13 protein-coding genes are annotated in these 15,287 nt (G+C 69.2%); 10 read left to right on the forward strand and 3 right to left on the reverse strand.

The window, feature by feature from the left end:
* The first annotated feature begins 17 nt into the window (after window positions 1-17).
* The 8 genes from VK611_11835 to VK611_11870 all read left to right on the forward strand — a co-directional run bounded on the left by VK611_11835 (window position 18) and on the right by VK611_11870 (window position 10,160).
* Entirely contained in the window at window positions 18-677 is a 660-nt protein-coding gene (locus tag VK611_11835) for a DUF3662 and FHA domain-containing protein (GenBank protein ID HMG42015.1), read from the forward strand.
* A gap of 139 nt (window positions 678-816) precedes the next feature.
* Entirely contained in the window at window positions 817-1,299 is a 483-nt protein-coding gene (locus tag VK611_11840; protein ID HMG42016.1) for an FHA domain-containing protein, read from the forward strand.
* A 5-nt stretch (window positions 1,300-1,304) separates the two neighbouring features.
* Window positions 1,305-2,666, forward strand: coding sequence for a Stp1/IreP family PP2C-type Ser/Thr phosphatase (locus tag VK611_11845; GenBank protein HMG42017.1), 1,362 nt, complete (start codon window positions 1,305-1,307; stop codon window positions 2,664-2,666).
* Window positions 2,667-2,685: 19 nt separating this feature from the next.
* Complete coding sequence (locus VK611_11850; protein HMG42018.1) at window positions 2,686-4,017, forward strand: FtsW/RodA/SpoVE family cell cycle protein; 1,332 nt, start codon at window positions 2,686-2,688, stop codon at window positions 4,015-4,017.
* Entirely contained in the window at window positions 4,014-5,531 is a 1,518-nt protein-coding gene (locus VK611_11855; protein HMG42019.1) for a penicillin-binding transpeptidase domain-containing protein, read from the forward strand. The genes VK611_11850 and VK611_11855 overlap by 4 nt, the downstream gene beginning before the upstream one ends.
* A gap of 69 nt (window positions 5,532-5,600) precedes the next feature.
* Window positions 5,601-7,586 carry a Stk1 family PASTA domain-containing Ser/Thr kinase gene (gene pknB, locus VK611_11860; protein ID HMG42020.1) on the forward strand — a complete coding sequence of 662 codons (1,986 nt, stop codon included), beginning with the start codon at window positions 5,601-5,603 and terminating at the stop codon, window positions 7,584-7,586.
* Window positions 7,587-7,648: 62 nt separating this feature from the next.
* Window positions 7,649-9,313, forward strand: a complete 1,665-nt coding sequence (gpmI, locus tag VK611_11865; GenBank protein ID HMG42021.1) for a 2,3-bisphosphoglycerate-independent phosphoglycerate mutase — start codon at window positions 7,649-7,651, stop codon at window positions 9,311-9,313.
* A 103-nt stretch (window positions 9,314-9,416) separates the two neighbouring features.
* Window positions 9,417-10,160, forward strand: coding sequence for a hypothetical protein (locus VK611_11870; GenBank protein HMG42022.1), 744 nt, complete (start codon window positions 9,417-9,419; stop codon window positions 10,158-10,160).
* Window positions 10,161-10,261: 101 nt separating this feature from the next.
* Here VK611_11870 and VK611_11875 read toward each other — a convergent pair whose 3' ends face one another.
* Window positions 10,262-10,444, reverse strand: coding sequence for a hypothetical protein (locus VK611_11875; protein ID HMG42023.1), 183 nt, complete (start codon window positions 10,442-10,444; stop codon window positions 10,262-10,264).
* A 90-nt stretch (window positions 10,445-10,534) separates the two neighbouring features.
* Window positions 10,535-11,131: a winged helix-turn-helix domain-containing protein gene (locus VK611_11880; protein HMG42024.1), complete on the reverse strand. Its 597-nt coding sequence runs from the start codon at window positions 11,129-11,131 to the stop codon at window positions 10,535-10,537.
* A 163-nt stretch (window positions 11,132-11,294) separates the two neighbouring features.
* Between VK611_11880 and VK611_11885 the strand changes: the two genes are divergently transcribed.
* Complete coding sequence (locus VK611_11885) at window positions 11,295-11,717, forward strand: cyclic nucleotide-binding domain-containing protein (protein ID HMG42025.1); 423 nt, start codon at window positions 11,295-11,297, stop codon at window positions 11,715-11,717.
* A 56-nt stretch (window positions 11,718-11,773) separates the two neighbouring features.
* Window positions 11,774-14,017 (forward strand): heterodisulfide reductase-related iron-sulfur binding cluster, encoded by a 2,244-nt coding sequence (locus VK611_11890; protein HMG42026.1) that lies wholly within the window; start codon window positions 11,774-11,776, stop codon window positions 14,015-14,017.
* A gap of 163 nt (window positions 14,018-14,180) precedes the next feature.
* Here VK611_11890 and VK611_11895 read toward each other — a convergent pair whose 3' ends face one another.
* Entirely contained in the window at window positions 14,181-14,798 is a 618-nt protein-coding gene (locus VK611_11895) for a hypothetical protein (protein ID HMG42027.1), read from the reverse strand.
* Window positions 14,799-15,287: the final 489 nt, after the last annotated feature.

Raw genomic sequence — 15,287 nt, forward strand, 5'->3', positions numbered from 1 at the left:
CCGGTAGTCTCTCTCGAATGGTCATCCGCGGTTTCGAGCGGCGGCTGGAGCGCATGGTCGAGGGAGCCTTCGCTCGTGCCTTCCGCTCCAGCATCCGGCCCGTCGAGCTCGCTCGGGGGCTCGCCCGTGAGATGGACGATCGCGTGTCGGTCGGCGTGCGCGGCGCACCGGTCGTGCCGAACTACTTCACGATCTACCTCTCGCCGCCGGACCACGCCGAGTTCGCCGAGGTCCAGGACGCCCTGCGCCGTGAGCTCTGCGAGGCGGCCCGGGAGCACGCCCGTGACGAGCGCTACGGGTTCATGGGCCCGATCGACGTCGAGCTGGTGCTCGACGAGGGCCTCTACGTGGGCCGCTTCGAGATCGAGGGCCGCTTCCGGGAGGGTCCCGGTGGGGCCGGCGCCGGCAGCCTGGTGCTGCCCACGGGCGACCGCTTCACCCTCGGTGAGCACCCGATCAGCATCGGTCGGCGGCCCGAGTGCAACATCGTGCTGGCCGATCCCAACGTCAGCCGGAACCACGCAGAGATCCGCCCGCACGAGACGGGTTTCCTGCTCATCGACCTCGGTTCCACCAACGGCAGCAAGGTCAACGGCGTTCGCGTCGACCAGCACATGCTGCGCGACGGCGACAAGCTCAGCTTCGGCAACACCCACATGCAATTCGAGGCGAGCTGATCTGGGCCCAGCGGCCCGGCGCCGCAGGCGCCAAGAGTGGAAACACGCAGGTCTTGACCTCTCGCCGGCTCAGCCGGCGAGCATCTGCGGCCGCAAGCTGTACGCCTCGGCCGAGACTCGGCAACTAACGTTCGCGGCAGTGGATGACGATCTCCTCAACTTGTTGAAGATCTTCCTACTGGTGCTGCTGTACCTGTTCTTCTTCCGCGTCCTGCGTGCCGTCTGGACGGAGATCAACCCACCCCGCGTGGCCGAGGCGCCCGCCGCGGCCGCCGGTCGCCAGCCGGCGGCGCCCCGCAGCAAGCCCTCGGGCCGCCAGAAGCGCAACCGGGGCGGGCCCCCGCAACTGCGTGTGATCGAGCCGCCCGACCAGCGGGGCCGGGCCTATCCGCTCGACGAGGAGGTCACCCTGGGCCGCGCCGCCGGCTGCCAGGTGCCGATCGAGGACGCCTATGCCAGCCAAGTCCACGCCCGGGTGTTCCACAACGAGGGCCAGTGGTACGTCGAGGATCTGGGGTCGACCAATGGCACCTACCTCAACCGCCGCCGCGTTGCCGGGCCGATGGTCGTCAAGAAGCGTGACCGGGTGCAGATCGGGAACACCGTGCTGGAGTTGACGTGACCGCCATGGCGAGCGAAGTCGTGCTCCGGTGGTCCGGCGCCACCGACGTGGGACGGGTGCGCTCCAACAACCAGGACCGCTACCTCGCCAAGCCCGACGAGGGCCTGTGGGTGGTAGCCGACGGCATGGGCGGGCACCAGGGCGGCGAGATCGCCTCGCTGACGGCGTGCGACGCGCTGTCCGAGCACTTCCACCGCGACCCGCAAGGGCACGCCACCGCCGACGGCCTGGTCGACGCCATCGAGACCGCCAACCGGGCCGTGCACGACAAGGGCAACGACGACCCCGACCTCACCGGCATGGGCACCACGGTGGTGGCGCTGGCGGTGGTCGACGACGACAGCGGCGACGAGGTGTTCGCCATCGCGAACGTGGGCGACTCGCGGGCCTACCGCCTGGCCGACGGCGTGTTCGAACAGCTGACCGAGGACCACAGCCTGGTCGCCGACATGGTGCGCGAGGGCAGCCTGTCGCCCGAGGACGCCGTCACGCACCCGCAACGCAACATCCTCACCCGGGTGCTGGGCGTGTACGACGAGGTGCCGGTCGACGTCATCACCGTCATCCCGCACCCGGGCGACCGCTTCGTGCTGTGCTCCGACGGGCTCTTCAACGAGGTGCCCGACGAGGGCATCGCGTCGGTGCTGCGCCGTCTGGCCGACCCGGTCGAGGCGGCCGACGAGCTGGTGCGGCGGGCCGTCCAGTCCGGCGGCCGCGACAACGTGACCGTGGTGGTCGTCGACGTGCTCGAGGACGGCGAGCGGGCCGAGCTGGCGTCCACCGCACTCGAAGGCGACGACCGCGACACGGCGTCGATGGCCGCCTACGGCGGCCGGGCCTACGCACCCGACGTGCTGGAGGAGCAGTCGGGGGCGACGTCGCGGATCCGACGGGCCCGGCATCGGCGCCGGAACCCCGACGACGACGCCCAGCACTCGACGTCCCGGCCCCGTCGCTTCACCTGGCGGGTGGCGCTGTTCTGCCTGCTGGTGGTGGCGCTCGTCGGCGGCGTGTTCGCCACCATCCAGTGGTATGCGCAGTCGGCGTACTTCGTGGGCTTCGACGGCAACGAGGTGGCCATCTTCCGGGGGCGTCCCGGCGGCGTCGGCTGGATCGATCCCGAGCTGGAGCGCACCACCGACCTGAGTCGCCGCCAGCTCCCCGACGACGTGATCCCCGCCCTGCGTTCCGGCAAGGAGGAGGGCTCGTTGGACGACGCGCAGGCCTACGTCGACAACCTGCAGGCCCGGGTCGACGAGCTGGAGGCGGCCGCCGAGTCGACCACCTCCACCACGGTGACGACGTCCACCACGGCTCCGCCGAGAACCACCACGACCCAGGCCCGCCCGACGTCACCCGCGCCGTGACAACTGGTAGTACCACCACATGAGGTCGGGACGCCGGAACACGGAGCTGGGGCTGCTCGTGCTGAGCACGCTCATCACCGTGGGCGCGTACTGGCTGGCGAGCATGGCGAGCGCCAGCGAGATCCGCGAGAGCCTCACCCCGTTCCTGTTCGTGATCCTCGGGGCGCCGGTGGTCGGCCACTTCGCCGTGCGCCGCTTCGCCCCCGAGGCCGACGGCATGCTGCTGCCGCTGGCGAGCCTGCTCAACGGCCTGGGCTACGTGTTCATCGTGCGGCTCGACGAGCAGGCCCGGTTCAAGGGGAACCTGCCGGCGCTGCAGGCGTCGTGGCTGATGCTCGGCATGGGCGCGTTCGTCGCCACGCTGATCTTCCTCAGCAATTCGCGCGCGCTGGAGCGCTACCGCTACACCGCCGGGCTCGTCGGGCTCGTGCTGCTGCTGCTCCCGTTGCTGCCGGTGTTCGGCGTCAACCAGCGCGGCAGCCGCATCTGGGTGGCGTTCGGGCCGGTGAGCTTCCAACCCGGCGAGTTCGCCAAGCTGGCGCTGGCCGTGTTCTTCGCCGGCTACCTGATCGACAACCGCGAGCTGCTGGCCGTGCACCGCAACCTCGGGCCGCTGTCGGTACCCGACCCGAAGCACCTCGGGCCGGTGCTGGTGGCCTGGGGCGCGTCGCTGGTGGTGATGATCGTCGAGCGCGACCTCGGGTCGTCGCTGCTGTTCTTCACCCTGTTCGTGGTGATCCTGTGGGTGGCCACCGAGCGGGTCTCCTACCTGGTGATCGGGTCGCTGCTGTTCGCCGGAGGCGTGGTGTTCTCGATCAACACGTTCTCCCACGTGCGCCAGCGCGTCGACCTCCTGATGGACCCGTGGGCGCACGCCGACGGGGCCGGCAAGCAGCTCGTGGAGACCACCTACGCCATGGCCGACGGCGGTGTCCTCGGCACCGGCCTCAACCTCGGCACCCCCCTGACGGTGCCGCTGGCCCGCACCGACTTCATCTTCACCGCCATCACCGAGGAGCTGGGCCTGATGGGCGCGACCGCGATCCTGGTGGCGTTCCTGCTGATGATCGGGGCCGGCCTGCGCATCGCCCTGCGGGCCTCGAACGGCTTCGACACCCTGCTGGCGGTGGGTCTCACGACGTTGCTGGGCTTCCAGGCGTTCGTCATCATCGCCGGCGTCATCCGGGTGCTGCCGCTCACGGGCGTGGCGCTGCCGTTCGTGTCGTACGGCGGCTCGTCGCTGCTGGCGAACTACGTGCTGCTGGCGCTGCTCCTGCGCGTGTCCGACAACTCGACGCCCCGTGACGAGGTCGACGAGACCGAGGCGATCGGGGTCGGGGTGGGAGCGTGAAGAAGCAGATCCGCAACCTCGGCGTGTTCCTGACGCTCTGCTACGTCGTCCTGTTCGTGCAGCTCAACCGCTACACGGTGTTCGACGCCCAGAAGCGGCAGGACGACCCCCGCAACGACCGGCAGGAGATCCGCGACTTCTCGGCGCCGCGGGGCACGATCTCCACCGCCGACGGGGTGCTGCTCGCCAACTCGGTGCCGAGCGACGACCGCTACGAGCTGCAGCGCCAGTATCCGGCCGGCGATCTCTTCGCCCACGTCGTCGGCACGTTCAACCCGCTGTCGACCGGCACGTCAGGCGTGGAGCGCACCTACAACGACGAGCTGGCCGGCGACCTCGGTTTCGGGCTGGAGCAGCTCGGCAACCTCCTGGAGGAGAACGAGGACGTCGGCAACCTCACGCTGACGCTCCGCAACGACGTGCAGCAGGCCGCCCGTGACGCGCTGGGCGACCGCGTCGGCTCCGTGGTGGCGCTCGACCCCCGCAACGGGGCGATCCTCGCCGCCTGGTCGAACCCGACCTACGACCCCGCACCGCTGGCTTCCCACGACTTCCAGCTCGCGCTCGACACCGCGACCGCCCTTGACGCGGCGCCCGACTTGCCCCGGCGAGCCCGCTGGTACCGGGACAACCTGCCCCCGGGGTCCACCTTCAAGGTCGTGACCGCCACCGCCGGGATCGAGGCCGACAAGGTCGACGCCAACGAGCCCACCTACCCGTCGGAGTCGGAGTTCCTGCCGCCCAACGCCGGGCAGCCCATCGAGAACTCCAACGGCGACACCTGCGGCGGCAAGCTCTTCGACATCTTCCGGGTGTCGTGCAACACGGCCTTCGCCCGGATGGGCACCGAGCTGAGCGCCGAGGAGCTGGTCAACACCGCGGTGAGCTACGGGTTCGACCAGGAGGTCCCGATCGACCTGCCGCTGCCCGCCGAGTCGACGCTGGTGGGCTCCGGCGAGAGCTGCCCGAGCAACGTCGACGGCCTGAACGACGCGGCCGTGCGGGCCCAGTCGGCCATCGGCGGCCGCTGCGTGCGGTCCACCCCGCTGCAGATGGCGCTGGTGGCGGCAGCGGTCGCCAACGGTGGCGAGGTGCCCAAGCCCCACGTGATGCAGGAGATCCGCGACAACGACGGCTCGGTGGTCGACGAGTACGACAGCGGCACCTGGACCGAGGCCATGGACGCCACCACGGCAGGGATCCTGCGCTCGGCGATGATCGGCATCGTCGACGACGGCACCGCCCGCCAGCTGAACGACGGCCTCGAGGCCTACGAGGTGGGCGGCAAGACCGGCACCGCCCCCCTCCCGGACCGCAGCAGCTCGCACGCCTGGATCGTCGGCTTCGCCGGCCCCCCGAACGAGGAGCCGCAAGTGGCCGTGGCGGTCGTCGTCGAGGCGGCACCGGGCGTCGGCGAGCAGTTCGGTGGCCAGGTGGCGGCGCCGATCGCCTCGCAGGTGCTGCAGCGGGCGCTCTCCCCGATCACCCCGCCGTCCGAGCAGCCCACGGAGTGACGAAGGTGCACCGTGCCCATGTCGGACGCGTTACTGTCCGCTCCCACGACGTCGTAACCTGAGGGCCGCATGTCGCAGCAGCAGGGACCAGTGATCTTCAACGGGCGCTACGAGCTCCATCGTCGCCTGGGCCGTGGCGGCATGGCCGAGGTCTACCTGGCGCGCGACCAGATGCTCGACCGGGCCGTCGCCGTCAAGGTGCTGTTCCCGGCCCTGGCGACCGATCCCGGCTTCGTCGAGCGCTTCCGCCGCGAGGCGCAGTCGGCCGCCGGGCTGAACCACCCGAACATCGTCGGCGTGTACGACTGGGGCGAGGCCAACGGCACCTACTTCATCGTGATGGAGTACGTGGAGGGCGAGAGCCTGGCCGAGATGATCCAGTCGCAGGGCCGCGTCGACCCCGACCGGGCCGCCGAGATCGCCTCCGACATCGCCGCCGCGCTCGGGTTCGCCCACCGCAACGGCGGGGTGATCCACCGCGACGTCAAGCCCGGCAACGTGCTCATCACCCCCGACGGCGCGGTGAAGGTGGCCGACTTCGGCATCGCCCGCGCCATCAGCGACTCGTCCGACCAGAACCTCACCAAGACCGGCTCGGTCATGGGCACGGCCACCTACTTCTCGCCCGAGCAGGCCCGCGGCGCCGGGGTCGACCCCCGCAGCGACGTGTACAGCCTGGGCTGCGTGATCTACGAGATGGTCACCGGGCGGCCCCCGTTCCAGGGCGACAACGCCGTGGCCATCGCCTACAAGCACGTGCAGGAGGCGCCGGTCTCGCCGCGCCTGATCGATCCGGCCATCCCCGACACGCTCGAGGCCATCACGCTCAAGTGCCTGGCCAAGAACCCGGCCAACCGGTACCCCTCGGCGCAAGACCTGCGCGCCGACCTGACCCGCTACCTCCAGGGGGCGCGGATCATGGCCGAGCCGGTGATGGCGCAGGCGGGCGACCCGGACGCCACCAGCCTCATGGCCCCCACGGGCTACAACCAGACCGTCGCCGGCGCGCCCGCCACGTCGTGGGACAACAACGGCTACGGCGACCAGTGGAACGAGTACCCCGACGGCTACGACGACGAGGAGCCGCCGAAGTCGAACCGGGCGTTCCTCGCGGTGCTGGTGCTGCTGGTGCTGCTGCTCGGCGGCGTGCTGTTCTTCGCCGCCCGGGCCATGTCGGGCGACGACGACAACTCGACCACCCAGGTCGCCGTGCCCGACGTGCTCAACAAGCCGCAGGCCGAGGCCGAGGGGCTGCTCACGGATGCCGGCCTCGTGCCGGAGGTCAAGGTGGAGACCAGCGACAGGGAGCCGGGCATCGTGCTCAAGGCTTCTCCCACGCCGGGCACCGACGTCGACGAGGGCAGCACCGTCACCCTCACCGTGTCCGGCGGCACGGAGACGATCCCCGTCCCGGACGTCCGCAACAAGACCGAAGAGCAGGCTCGCGCCGAGCTCGAGCCGAACTTCATCGTCACGGTCACGCCGTCGCCCAGCAACGAGGTACCCGAGGGCACGGTCATGGCGCAGGACCCGGCGCCCGGCACGCAGCTGGAGCCCCAGGGCACCGTCACGCTCACCGTGTCGTCCGGTGCCGACACCGTCGCCGTGCCGCCCGTCGCCGGTCAGAGCTTCGACCAGGCCAAGGCCGCGCTGGAAGGCGTCGGCTTCACGGTCGAGCGCCGCGACGAGCCCAACAACACCGTGGCGTCCGGCACCGTGATCGGCACCGAGCCCGGCGCCGGAGCCCAGGCAGCCCCGAATTCGAACGTGGTGGTCATCGTGTCGACCGGGGCCGACAAGGTCACGGTCGAGGACGTCGAGGACCTCGACCAGGCTGCGGCGGAGAGCGTCCTCCGCGGCCAGGGCCTGAACGTGGTGGTCGAGACGTCGTCGGTGGACCGCCCCAACCAGGACGGCAAGGTGATCAACCAGAGCCCCGACGGCGGCAGCGAGGTCGACGCCGGCACCACGGTCACGCTCATCGTCGGCGTCTTCCGCGACACCGAGACCACCACCACCACGTCGACCACGATCACGCTCCCCCCGTTCCCGTAGCCCCAGCCGCTCACCGCCGCCGCTGGGAAGCTCGCCAATTCGCCGTGCAATAGGGAGCTTGGATGTCCGACCTCAGCAGCAGCAACAGGCTTCGTCGTCGTCCTGGGGCTTCTCCGCCCTGTGGTCCGCTCGTCCTGCTGATCCTGGACGGCGTCGGCATCGGGCGAGGCGACGCGTACGACGCGGTGGCTGCAGCCCACACCCCCAACCTCGACCGCCTGCACAGGGAGTTCCCGCACCGTGAGCTCCGGGCCCACGGAGTCGCCGTCGGCCTTCCCAGCGACGGCGACATGGGGAACTCAGAGGTCGGCCACAACATCCTCGGCGCAGGGCGCATCTTCGACCAGGGCGCCAAGCGGGTGGACTCTGCCCTGTCCGTAGGGGAGCTCTGGCAGACCCCGGCCTGGAAGGAGGTGGTGGGCGCGGCCGCACGAGGCGGAACCGTGCACTTCATCGGCCTCCTCTCGGACGGGAACGTGCACTCGAACATCGACCATCTCGTCGCCCTCCTGTCGCGGGCGACGAAGGACGGCGTGCGGCGGGTGCGGATCCATGTCCTCTTCGACGGGCGAGACGTTCCGGACAGGACCGCCGAAACCTATGTCGCCCGGTTGGACCAGGCGATCGAGACGGTCCGTACAGCTGGTGTCGACTGCGCCATCGCGTCCGGCGGTGGTCGCATGACGACGACGATGGACCGTTACGGCGCCGACTGGAGCATGGTCGAGCGAGGGTGGAAGGCCCATGTCCTCGGCCAGGCCACGCCGGCCCGCACACCTGGTGAAGCGATCGAACGATCGAGAGCTCGGAAGCCAGGGCTCAGTGATCAGCTGATCGATTCGTTCACGATCGTCGATGACGAGGGGGCACCTGTCGGGCCCGTCGAGGACGGCGACGCCGTCCTGGTCTTCAACTTCCGTGGCGACCGGGTGATCGAGATCTGCCAGGCGTTCACCGATCCTGACTTCACGGCGTTCGACCGACAGCGGGTCCCGCAGCTGACGTTCGTCGGCATGACGCTCTACGACGGCGACCTCCGGCTTCCCGACCTCTACCTCGTGCATCCCGAGAAGGTCGCCGACACCGTCAGCCAACTCCTGGCCGAGGCCGAGGTGCCCCAGTTCGCCTGCGCGGAAACACAGAAGTTCGGCCATGTCACCTACTTCTGGAACGGCAACCGCTCGCAGAGGTTCGGCCCGCTCGAGACCTATGTCGAGATCCCGTCCGACGACGTGCCGTTCGACGAGCGCCCCTGGATGAAGTCGGCGGAGACGGCCGACACGGTGATCACGGCGATCGAGGGCGGCGACTTCCCGTTCATCCGGGCGAACTTCGCCGGTGGTGACATGGTCGGGCACACTGCCAACTTCGCCAGCACCGTCTTGGCGGTCGAAGCCATCGACCTGGCGATCGGTCGAATCGATGCCGCCGTTCGCGAACGGTCCGGATGTCTCGTGATCACCGCCGACCATGGGAACGCCGACGACAAGGTCGAGCGGTCGAAGGCAGGTGAACCTCTCGTCGACCAGGCCGGGGAGCCCATCTGGCGTACCGCGCACTCGCTGAACCCGGTCGACTTCGTCGTTGCCGACCACGACGCGAGGGGCATCACGATGCGCGACGACCTTCCTGCCGCCGGGTTGGCCAACGTTGCGGCCACGATCCTCAACCTCTTGGGGTTCGAAGCGCCCGCCTTCTACGAGCCGAGCCTCGTCCACGTACCTTGACTTAGGGTTGTCTCGTCAGTACTCGGTGTGGGAGGCGGCGGTGATTCCAAGATGGACCGACCTACGGGCGGTCGTCGCCCTGAAGACGTTCTACGTCGCGTTGGTGTTGGTGCTGCTGTCCCTCGCCCTGTTCGGGATCTGGGTCGGTTTCGACGACAAGTCGGCGGCGTTGGCTCAGGCTGTCCTGGCACTGGCGATCGCGCTGGCCACGTCTTCCACCATCTCCCTGTTGTCCGAGATGGCCCTGCGACTCGACATCGTGCGCCTGGTCACCAGCGAGCTCGCCACGTCGCTCGCGACCCGGGACAGGGCCACGGTCGTGGAGTTCCACGAGTCGCGCCGGGGCCTGGACTGTCCCCAGGTCGCCCGCGAGGCGTCGGGGACCCTGCGGGTGATCGGCATCAGTGCCAACGACATCCTGGCCGTGCAGCCGCTCGACGTGCTCGGTCGGCGTGTCCAGTCCGGCGACCTCCGTCTCCACGTCCTGCTACTCGACCCACGATCGGCAGCCGGCCACGAACGTTCGGCGCAGTCCGCCTACGGTTCCGCCGATTCGATGGGGTCACGGGTGCAAGGCATCGCCAGCCATCTCGTCGATCTCGCGGGAGACCTGCGTTCGTCCGGCACGACGATCGAGCAGTTCGACGCTCGCTACCTCGATCGCTCGCCGATGCTCTCCGCCATCATCGATGAGTCACGAGCGATCGTGACACCGTTGGTGGCCAACCTCACCGGCGGGAGGAGCCCCTACTTCGTCGTGTCGGCAGACGGACCGCAGGGATACCTCTACCGGATCTACCGGTCTCACTTCGAGGAGCTGTGGGCACAGGGCTCGTCCTTCTTGTGAACGCTTCCGATGTCCGCGACTTCCTCGAGCGATCTCCCCCGAGGAGATCCGCGCCGCCGCCGATGCCGTAGCCCGGCAGGCCGGCGGCGGCGCCTGAATCCCTAGAAGGCGATCAGCACGACACCGTCCGTGGCCGGGATCGGCCACAGGATGACGGCGAGTATGAACGTGGCGATCTGTGACGCGTCGTCGAGCGCCCGCCCGTAGTCCTTGTTGATGGCGACGACCACGCCGATCACCACCCAGACGAACAGCACCAACGGGATGCTGACGGTCCTCTGCATTTCAACCCCTCCCTGTCATGCCCCAGCGAACAACTGTTTCGGGGGATGTACCCAGGGAAGCGCAGGTCCCAGACGTGCATGACGCCTGGGTCAGATCGCGCGGCCCCTGTGGGTGTCCGCGCCGATGCGACCGCGAGGGCCATGGCCGTTGCCCGAGACGTGGCGGGCCACCCCGGTGGCGGGCGCCAGCACCTGCCCGCCGCCGTCGGCCGCCTCGAGGAGGTAGCCGCGCGACCGCACGGTGCGGATGGCCAAGCGGAGCGGGGCCAGTCGACGCCGCAGCCGCAGCACGTGGACGTCGAGGGCGTTGCGGCTCGACGAGCCACCCGGCCACCCGACCCGCGTCAGCGTGTCCCGGCTGACGACCGCACCGAAGCGGTCGACCAGCACCCCGGCCAGTCGAGCCTCGACCGGCGGCAGCGCAACCCAGCGATCGCCCACCCGCAGAACCCCGTCGTCGTCGAGCGCCGGTGCCCCCGGCGACTCGGCGCCGAGCCGCCGGCGCAACGCCTCCACACGCACCCGTAGGTCCACGTCGTCCGCCGGCAGCCGGATCCAGTCCTCGCGGTGGTCGGCGGGCACCGGCGGCGCACCCTGCTCGACCAGCAGCAGGCGAGGCTCCCCGGCCTGGCGCAGCGCCTCGCGTCGATCGCTCTCGGTGGGCCAGCGAACAAGCGAGACCTTCACGTCAGTGACCGTACGGATCGTGGGTTTCCCATTTGTTTCGCTCGGATGAACGCCCTCGCACACGCGACGAAACGGTGTACGCGGCGGTAGCTCCACGGCCTGTAGCGCGCCTGCGTCCCGCTCGACGGGCACGCCGGAGCGCACCCCCGTATGCTCCCCGCCCATGGCACGCGAGCACTATCTCGACCACCTTGCGTCGGTGCCCTTGTTTCGGGGGATGACCACCAAGGAGTTGCGCGACATCGCCAAGGCGACCGTCGAGCTCACCATCGTGGAAGGCAAGGAGTTCGTGACCCAGGGGGACGTGGGTCGCGAGGCGTTCGTCGTCGTCGAGGGCACCGCTGACGTGGTGCGCAACGGCAAGACGATCGCGGAGCTCGGCCCGGGCACGTGCATCGGCGAGCTGTCGCTGCTCGACCACGGGCCCCGCACGGCGTCGGTCATCGCCAAGACGAACCTGACCGTGCTGGTGCTGGGCCCACGTGAGTTCAACGGCGTCCTCGACGAGGTGCCGACGCTCACGCACAAGATCCTCGAGACGCTGGCCAGCCGGGTCCGCGAGCTCGACGCCCGCGTCTACGGGTAGGCCGACGCAGAGCGCGAGTTCCGTCTCGATTCGGCGCCGCGAGTAGGTTCGCCGGCGTGAGTACGACGACTGAAGACCGCGTCGAGACCGCCGAGACGACAGCCGAGAAGGCCGCAAAACCGCGGCCGAAGGCGAGCCAGCTGGTGGTGGCTCTGGGTGTCGTGGTCGCGCTCGGCACGATCGCCTCGGGCATCGCATCGACCACCTTCCAGTGGCACGACGATTCCCCTGTCCAACGTGAGGTCTTCGGCAACATCCCGTCGGCCTGGAAGCTGGTCTTCTACTCGGTCGTGCCGGTGATCGTGCTCTATGGCGCGGTGCTGTTCAGCCAGCGGACCAGGAACTGGGAGCGCGGCGCGCCCGACGATCGGCGCACCACTCGGAAGAACGTCGCCCGGCGACTGAAGGACTTCCGGGCCGGCGTCTACATGCAGACGCTGCTGCGGGATCCCGCCGCCGGCGTCATGCATTCGCTCATCTACTTCAACTTCCTGATCCTCCTGGCGGTCACCACCGTGCTGGAGATCAACCACCAAATGCCGGAGGACCTCAAGTTCCTCCACGGCGACGTCTACCGTGGCTACTCGCTGGTAGGTGACCTGGCCGGCTTGGGATTCCTGGCCGGTGTCATCTGGGCTCTCGTGCGGCGCTACATCCAGCGGCCGTACCGCATCCGCATCAAGTCCAAGCCCGAGCACGCTCTGATCCTCGGCACGTTCCTCGCCCTCGGGGTCACCGGGTTCGGGGCGGAGACCTTCCGCATCGCGGTCGACGGGCGGCCGGACTTCGAGAAGTGGTCGATCGTCGGGTACCCGCTGTCGGGCCTGGTCGACAACGTCGACTCCGTGGCGGGCTGGCACCAGGGCTGGTGGATCGCCCACGTCGCGTCGTTCCTGGTGTTCCTGGCGATCCTGCCGGTCACGATGCTGCGGCACATGTTCACGTCACCGCTGAACATGTACCTGCGCGACCGGGAGCGGCCCAAGGGCGCCATGAAGCCCATGCCGAACCTGATGGAGACCGAGCTGGAGACGTTCGGCGCCGCCACCGTCGAGGACTTCACCTGGAAGCAGCTGCTCGACACCGACGCCTGCACGATGTGCGGCCGCTGCACCAGCGTCTGCCCGGCGCACGCCACCGGCAAGCCGCTCGACCCTCGCGAGATCGTGCTCAAGACCGGTGAGGTCATGGCGCTGACCGGCACGCCGCCGGTGTCGCCGCCCATCGGGCTCGACCCCGAGATCACCGTGTCGGCCCCGTCGCTGTTCGAGCGCATCACGCCCGAGGAGGTGTGGGCCTGCACGTCGTGCAAGGCGTGCGACGAGATCTGCCCGGTCAACATCGAGATCCTCGACAAGATCCTCGACATGCGGCGCTACCTGTCGCTCATGGAGTCCAACTTCCCCACCGAGCTCGGCACCGCCTACCGGGGCATGGAGAACTCGGGCAACCCGTGGGGCCTGTCGCAGTCGGAGCGCGCCGCGTGGACCTCCAAGGTCGACGGCGTCGCCATCGTCGAGCCCGGCGACACGTTCGCCCACGAGTACCTCTACTGGGTCGGCTGCGCTGGCAGCTTCGACGACAAGAACCAGAAGGTCACCGTGGCCATGGCCAAGCTCATGCAGCGGGCCGGCCTCGACTTCGCCATCCTCGGCCCGTCGGAGAACTGCACCGGCGACCCGGCCCGGCGGTCCGGCAACGAGTACATCTTCCAGATGCTGGCGATGCAGAACGTCGAGGCCCTCAACGGGATGGGCGTGAAGAAGATCGTCACCCAGTGCCCGCACTGCTTCAACACGCTGGCCAACGAGTACCCGCAGCTCGGCGGCACCTACGAGGTGGTCCACCACAGCCAGCTGCTGGAGTGGATGATCGCCGAGGGCAAGCTCGACATGAGCGACGCCCGGCTGGAGGAGCGGGTCGTCTACCACGACTCCTGCTACCTGGGTCGCCACAACGACGTGTACCTCGCCCCCCGCAAGGTGATCGGCTCGCTGGGCGGGATCGAGATCGTCGAGGCCGAGCGCAACGGCACCAAGGGCATGTGCTGCGGCGCCGGCGGTGCCCGCATGTGGATGGAGGAGTCCACGGGCAAGAAGGTGAACGACGAGCGCAGCCGGGAGCTGATCGCCACCGGCGCCGAGCGCATCGCCACCGCCTGCCCGTTCTGCTACATCATGATCGACGACGGAGCCAAGGCCGCCGGCAAGGAGGACGAGGACCTCAAGGTCGGCGACATCTCCATGCACATCCTCGAGGCCCTCGAGGATCGGGACGTGCGTCGCCTGGAGACCACCTGATCCATCGGGTCGTCGTGCTGACGTCCTGAACGCACGAGACCCGGCGCTGGGGGCGCCGGGTCTTTGTGTCTTGGACGACGGGCCTGCCTCGCCCTCATTGGTTCCGCCGACGAAGGCGAGGGCAGGCCGTCGATTTGGGGATGGGGGCCAGATCCGCCGTGGTTCAGGCCCCCACCCGGGTTCCCGCCAAGAGAGCCCAGGTGCCATCGGCAGTTGTGCCGAACGGCAGGCGGTCGAGCGTGACGGGCACGTCGACCAGCTCAGGTCGTTGTGCCAAGGCGACCTGCACGTCGTCCTCGGCACGACCGAGCGCATAAGCCGGCATCACCACGACGATGCGTGACGCCGACAGCGTCGCCACGGTCTCGCCGGTTGTGAACAGCAGGCTCAGCACGCCGCCCACCGCGACCCGGACGCCCATGCGTTCGGGAAGGGCGGTGGCACCCAGGTTGAGCTGCACGATCAGAGAGCCAAAGGTCATCGGGGGAGAGATGGCCAGGGCGTCGCACTGAGCGTGCAGCTCGCGCAAGCGAGCCCGTAGGAAACCACCGTTGACCAGACCGGTCACTGGATCCAGGCACGAGGCCGTCGACACGACGGCAACTCGCTCGGAAGCCCAGGCGGCCAGAGCTCTCGCCACGAGGCCGACTCGGTCGAGGCTGCTTGCGGACCCATCAGCCTCGACGAGTTGCAGCAGCGCGACGAGATCGTCGGCCACTGCCTCGGCGTTGTGGTCGGAACCGGCCCGAGCCTGGGCGAACGCGACGATCGCCGCGTCCAACAGTCGGGGTTCACGGGACTCGCTCAACGTGGCGGCGAGGTTGCGTGCGATCGGGTCGCACCACTCGGGAAAGGGCAGGGTGGACCCTGCAGCCTCGTGCCATGCAGAGAGAAGATCGTCGGTCGGTCGGGGCGGGCACTCCGACCGACCGACGAGCAGGAGGAGCCTCGACACACCAGCCCAGCCAGGGTGGGGGAAGCCGGCCTGTGTGGGCGACTCGCTCATGCCCGTTAAGGAGGGGACGATCGGGCGATCGTGACGCGGGTTCACGGAAAAGATCGGAATTTCTCGGCAGCTTCAGCTGCCCGAGACCGCTTGGGGTGGCGGCGGGGAGGTCGGAAAGGGTTGAGAAATCTGGCTCAACTGACTGATCCGTGGGTCAGTTGAGCGGCTATCCGCGGGCGCACCCCGTTTGCTTCCTACGTTCCGGGCTGTCTGAAGGTCCGAATCGGGAGGCAGAACGGGGTGCGCATCCGGAGCGTATGGCAG

The organism is Acidimicrobiales bacterium, from assembly GCA_035316325.1.
GTDB lineage: Bacteria > Actinomycetota > Acidimicrobiia > Acidimicrobiales > VFJN01 > DASXTK01.

Excerpts from the sequence above, each read along its gene's own strand:
- VK611_11835 (HMG42015.1), top strand. The coding sequence starts at position 18 with ATGGTCATCCGCGGTTTCGAGCGGCGGCTGGAGCGCATGGTCGAGGGA.
- VK611_11845 (HMG42017.1), top strand. The coding sequence starts at position 1,305 with ATGGCGAGCGAAGTCGTGCTCCGGTGGTCCGGCGCCACCGACGTGGGA.
- VK611_11850 (HMG42018.1), top strand. The coding sequence starts at position 2,686 with ATGAGGTCGGGACGCCGGAACACGGAGCTGGGGCTGCTCGTGCTGAGC.
- pknB (HMG42020.1), top strand. The coding sequence starts at position 5,601 with ATGTCGCAGCAGCAGGGACCAGTGATCTTCAACGGGCGCTACGAGCTC.
- gpmI (HMG42021.1), top strand. The coding sequence starts at position 7,649 with ATGTCCGACCTCAGCAGCAGCAACAGGCTTCGTCGTCGTCCTGGGGCT.
- VK611_11875 (HMG42023.1), bottom strand. The coding sequence starts at position 10,444 with ATGCAGAGGACCGTCAGCATCCCGTTGGTGCTGTTCGTCTGGGTGGTG.
- VK611_11885 (HMG42025.1), top strand. The coding sequence starts at position 11,295 with ATGGCACGCGAGCACTATCTCGACCACCTTGCGTCGGTGCCCTTGTTT.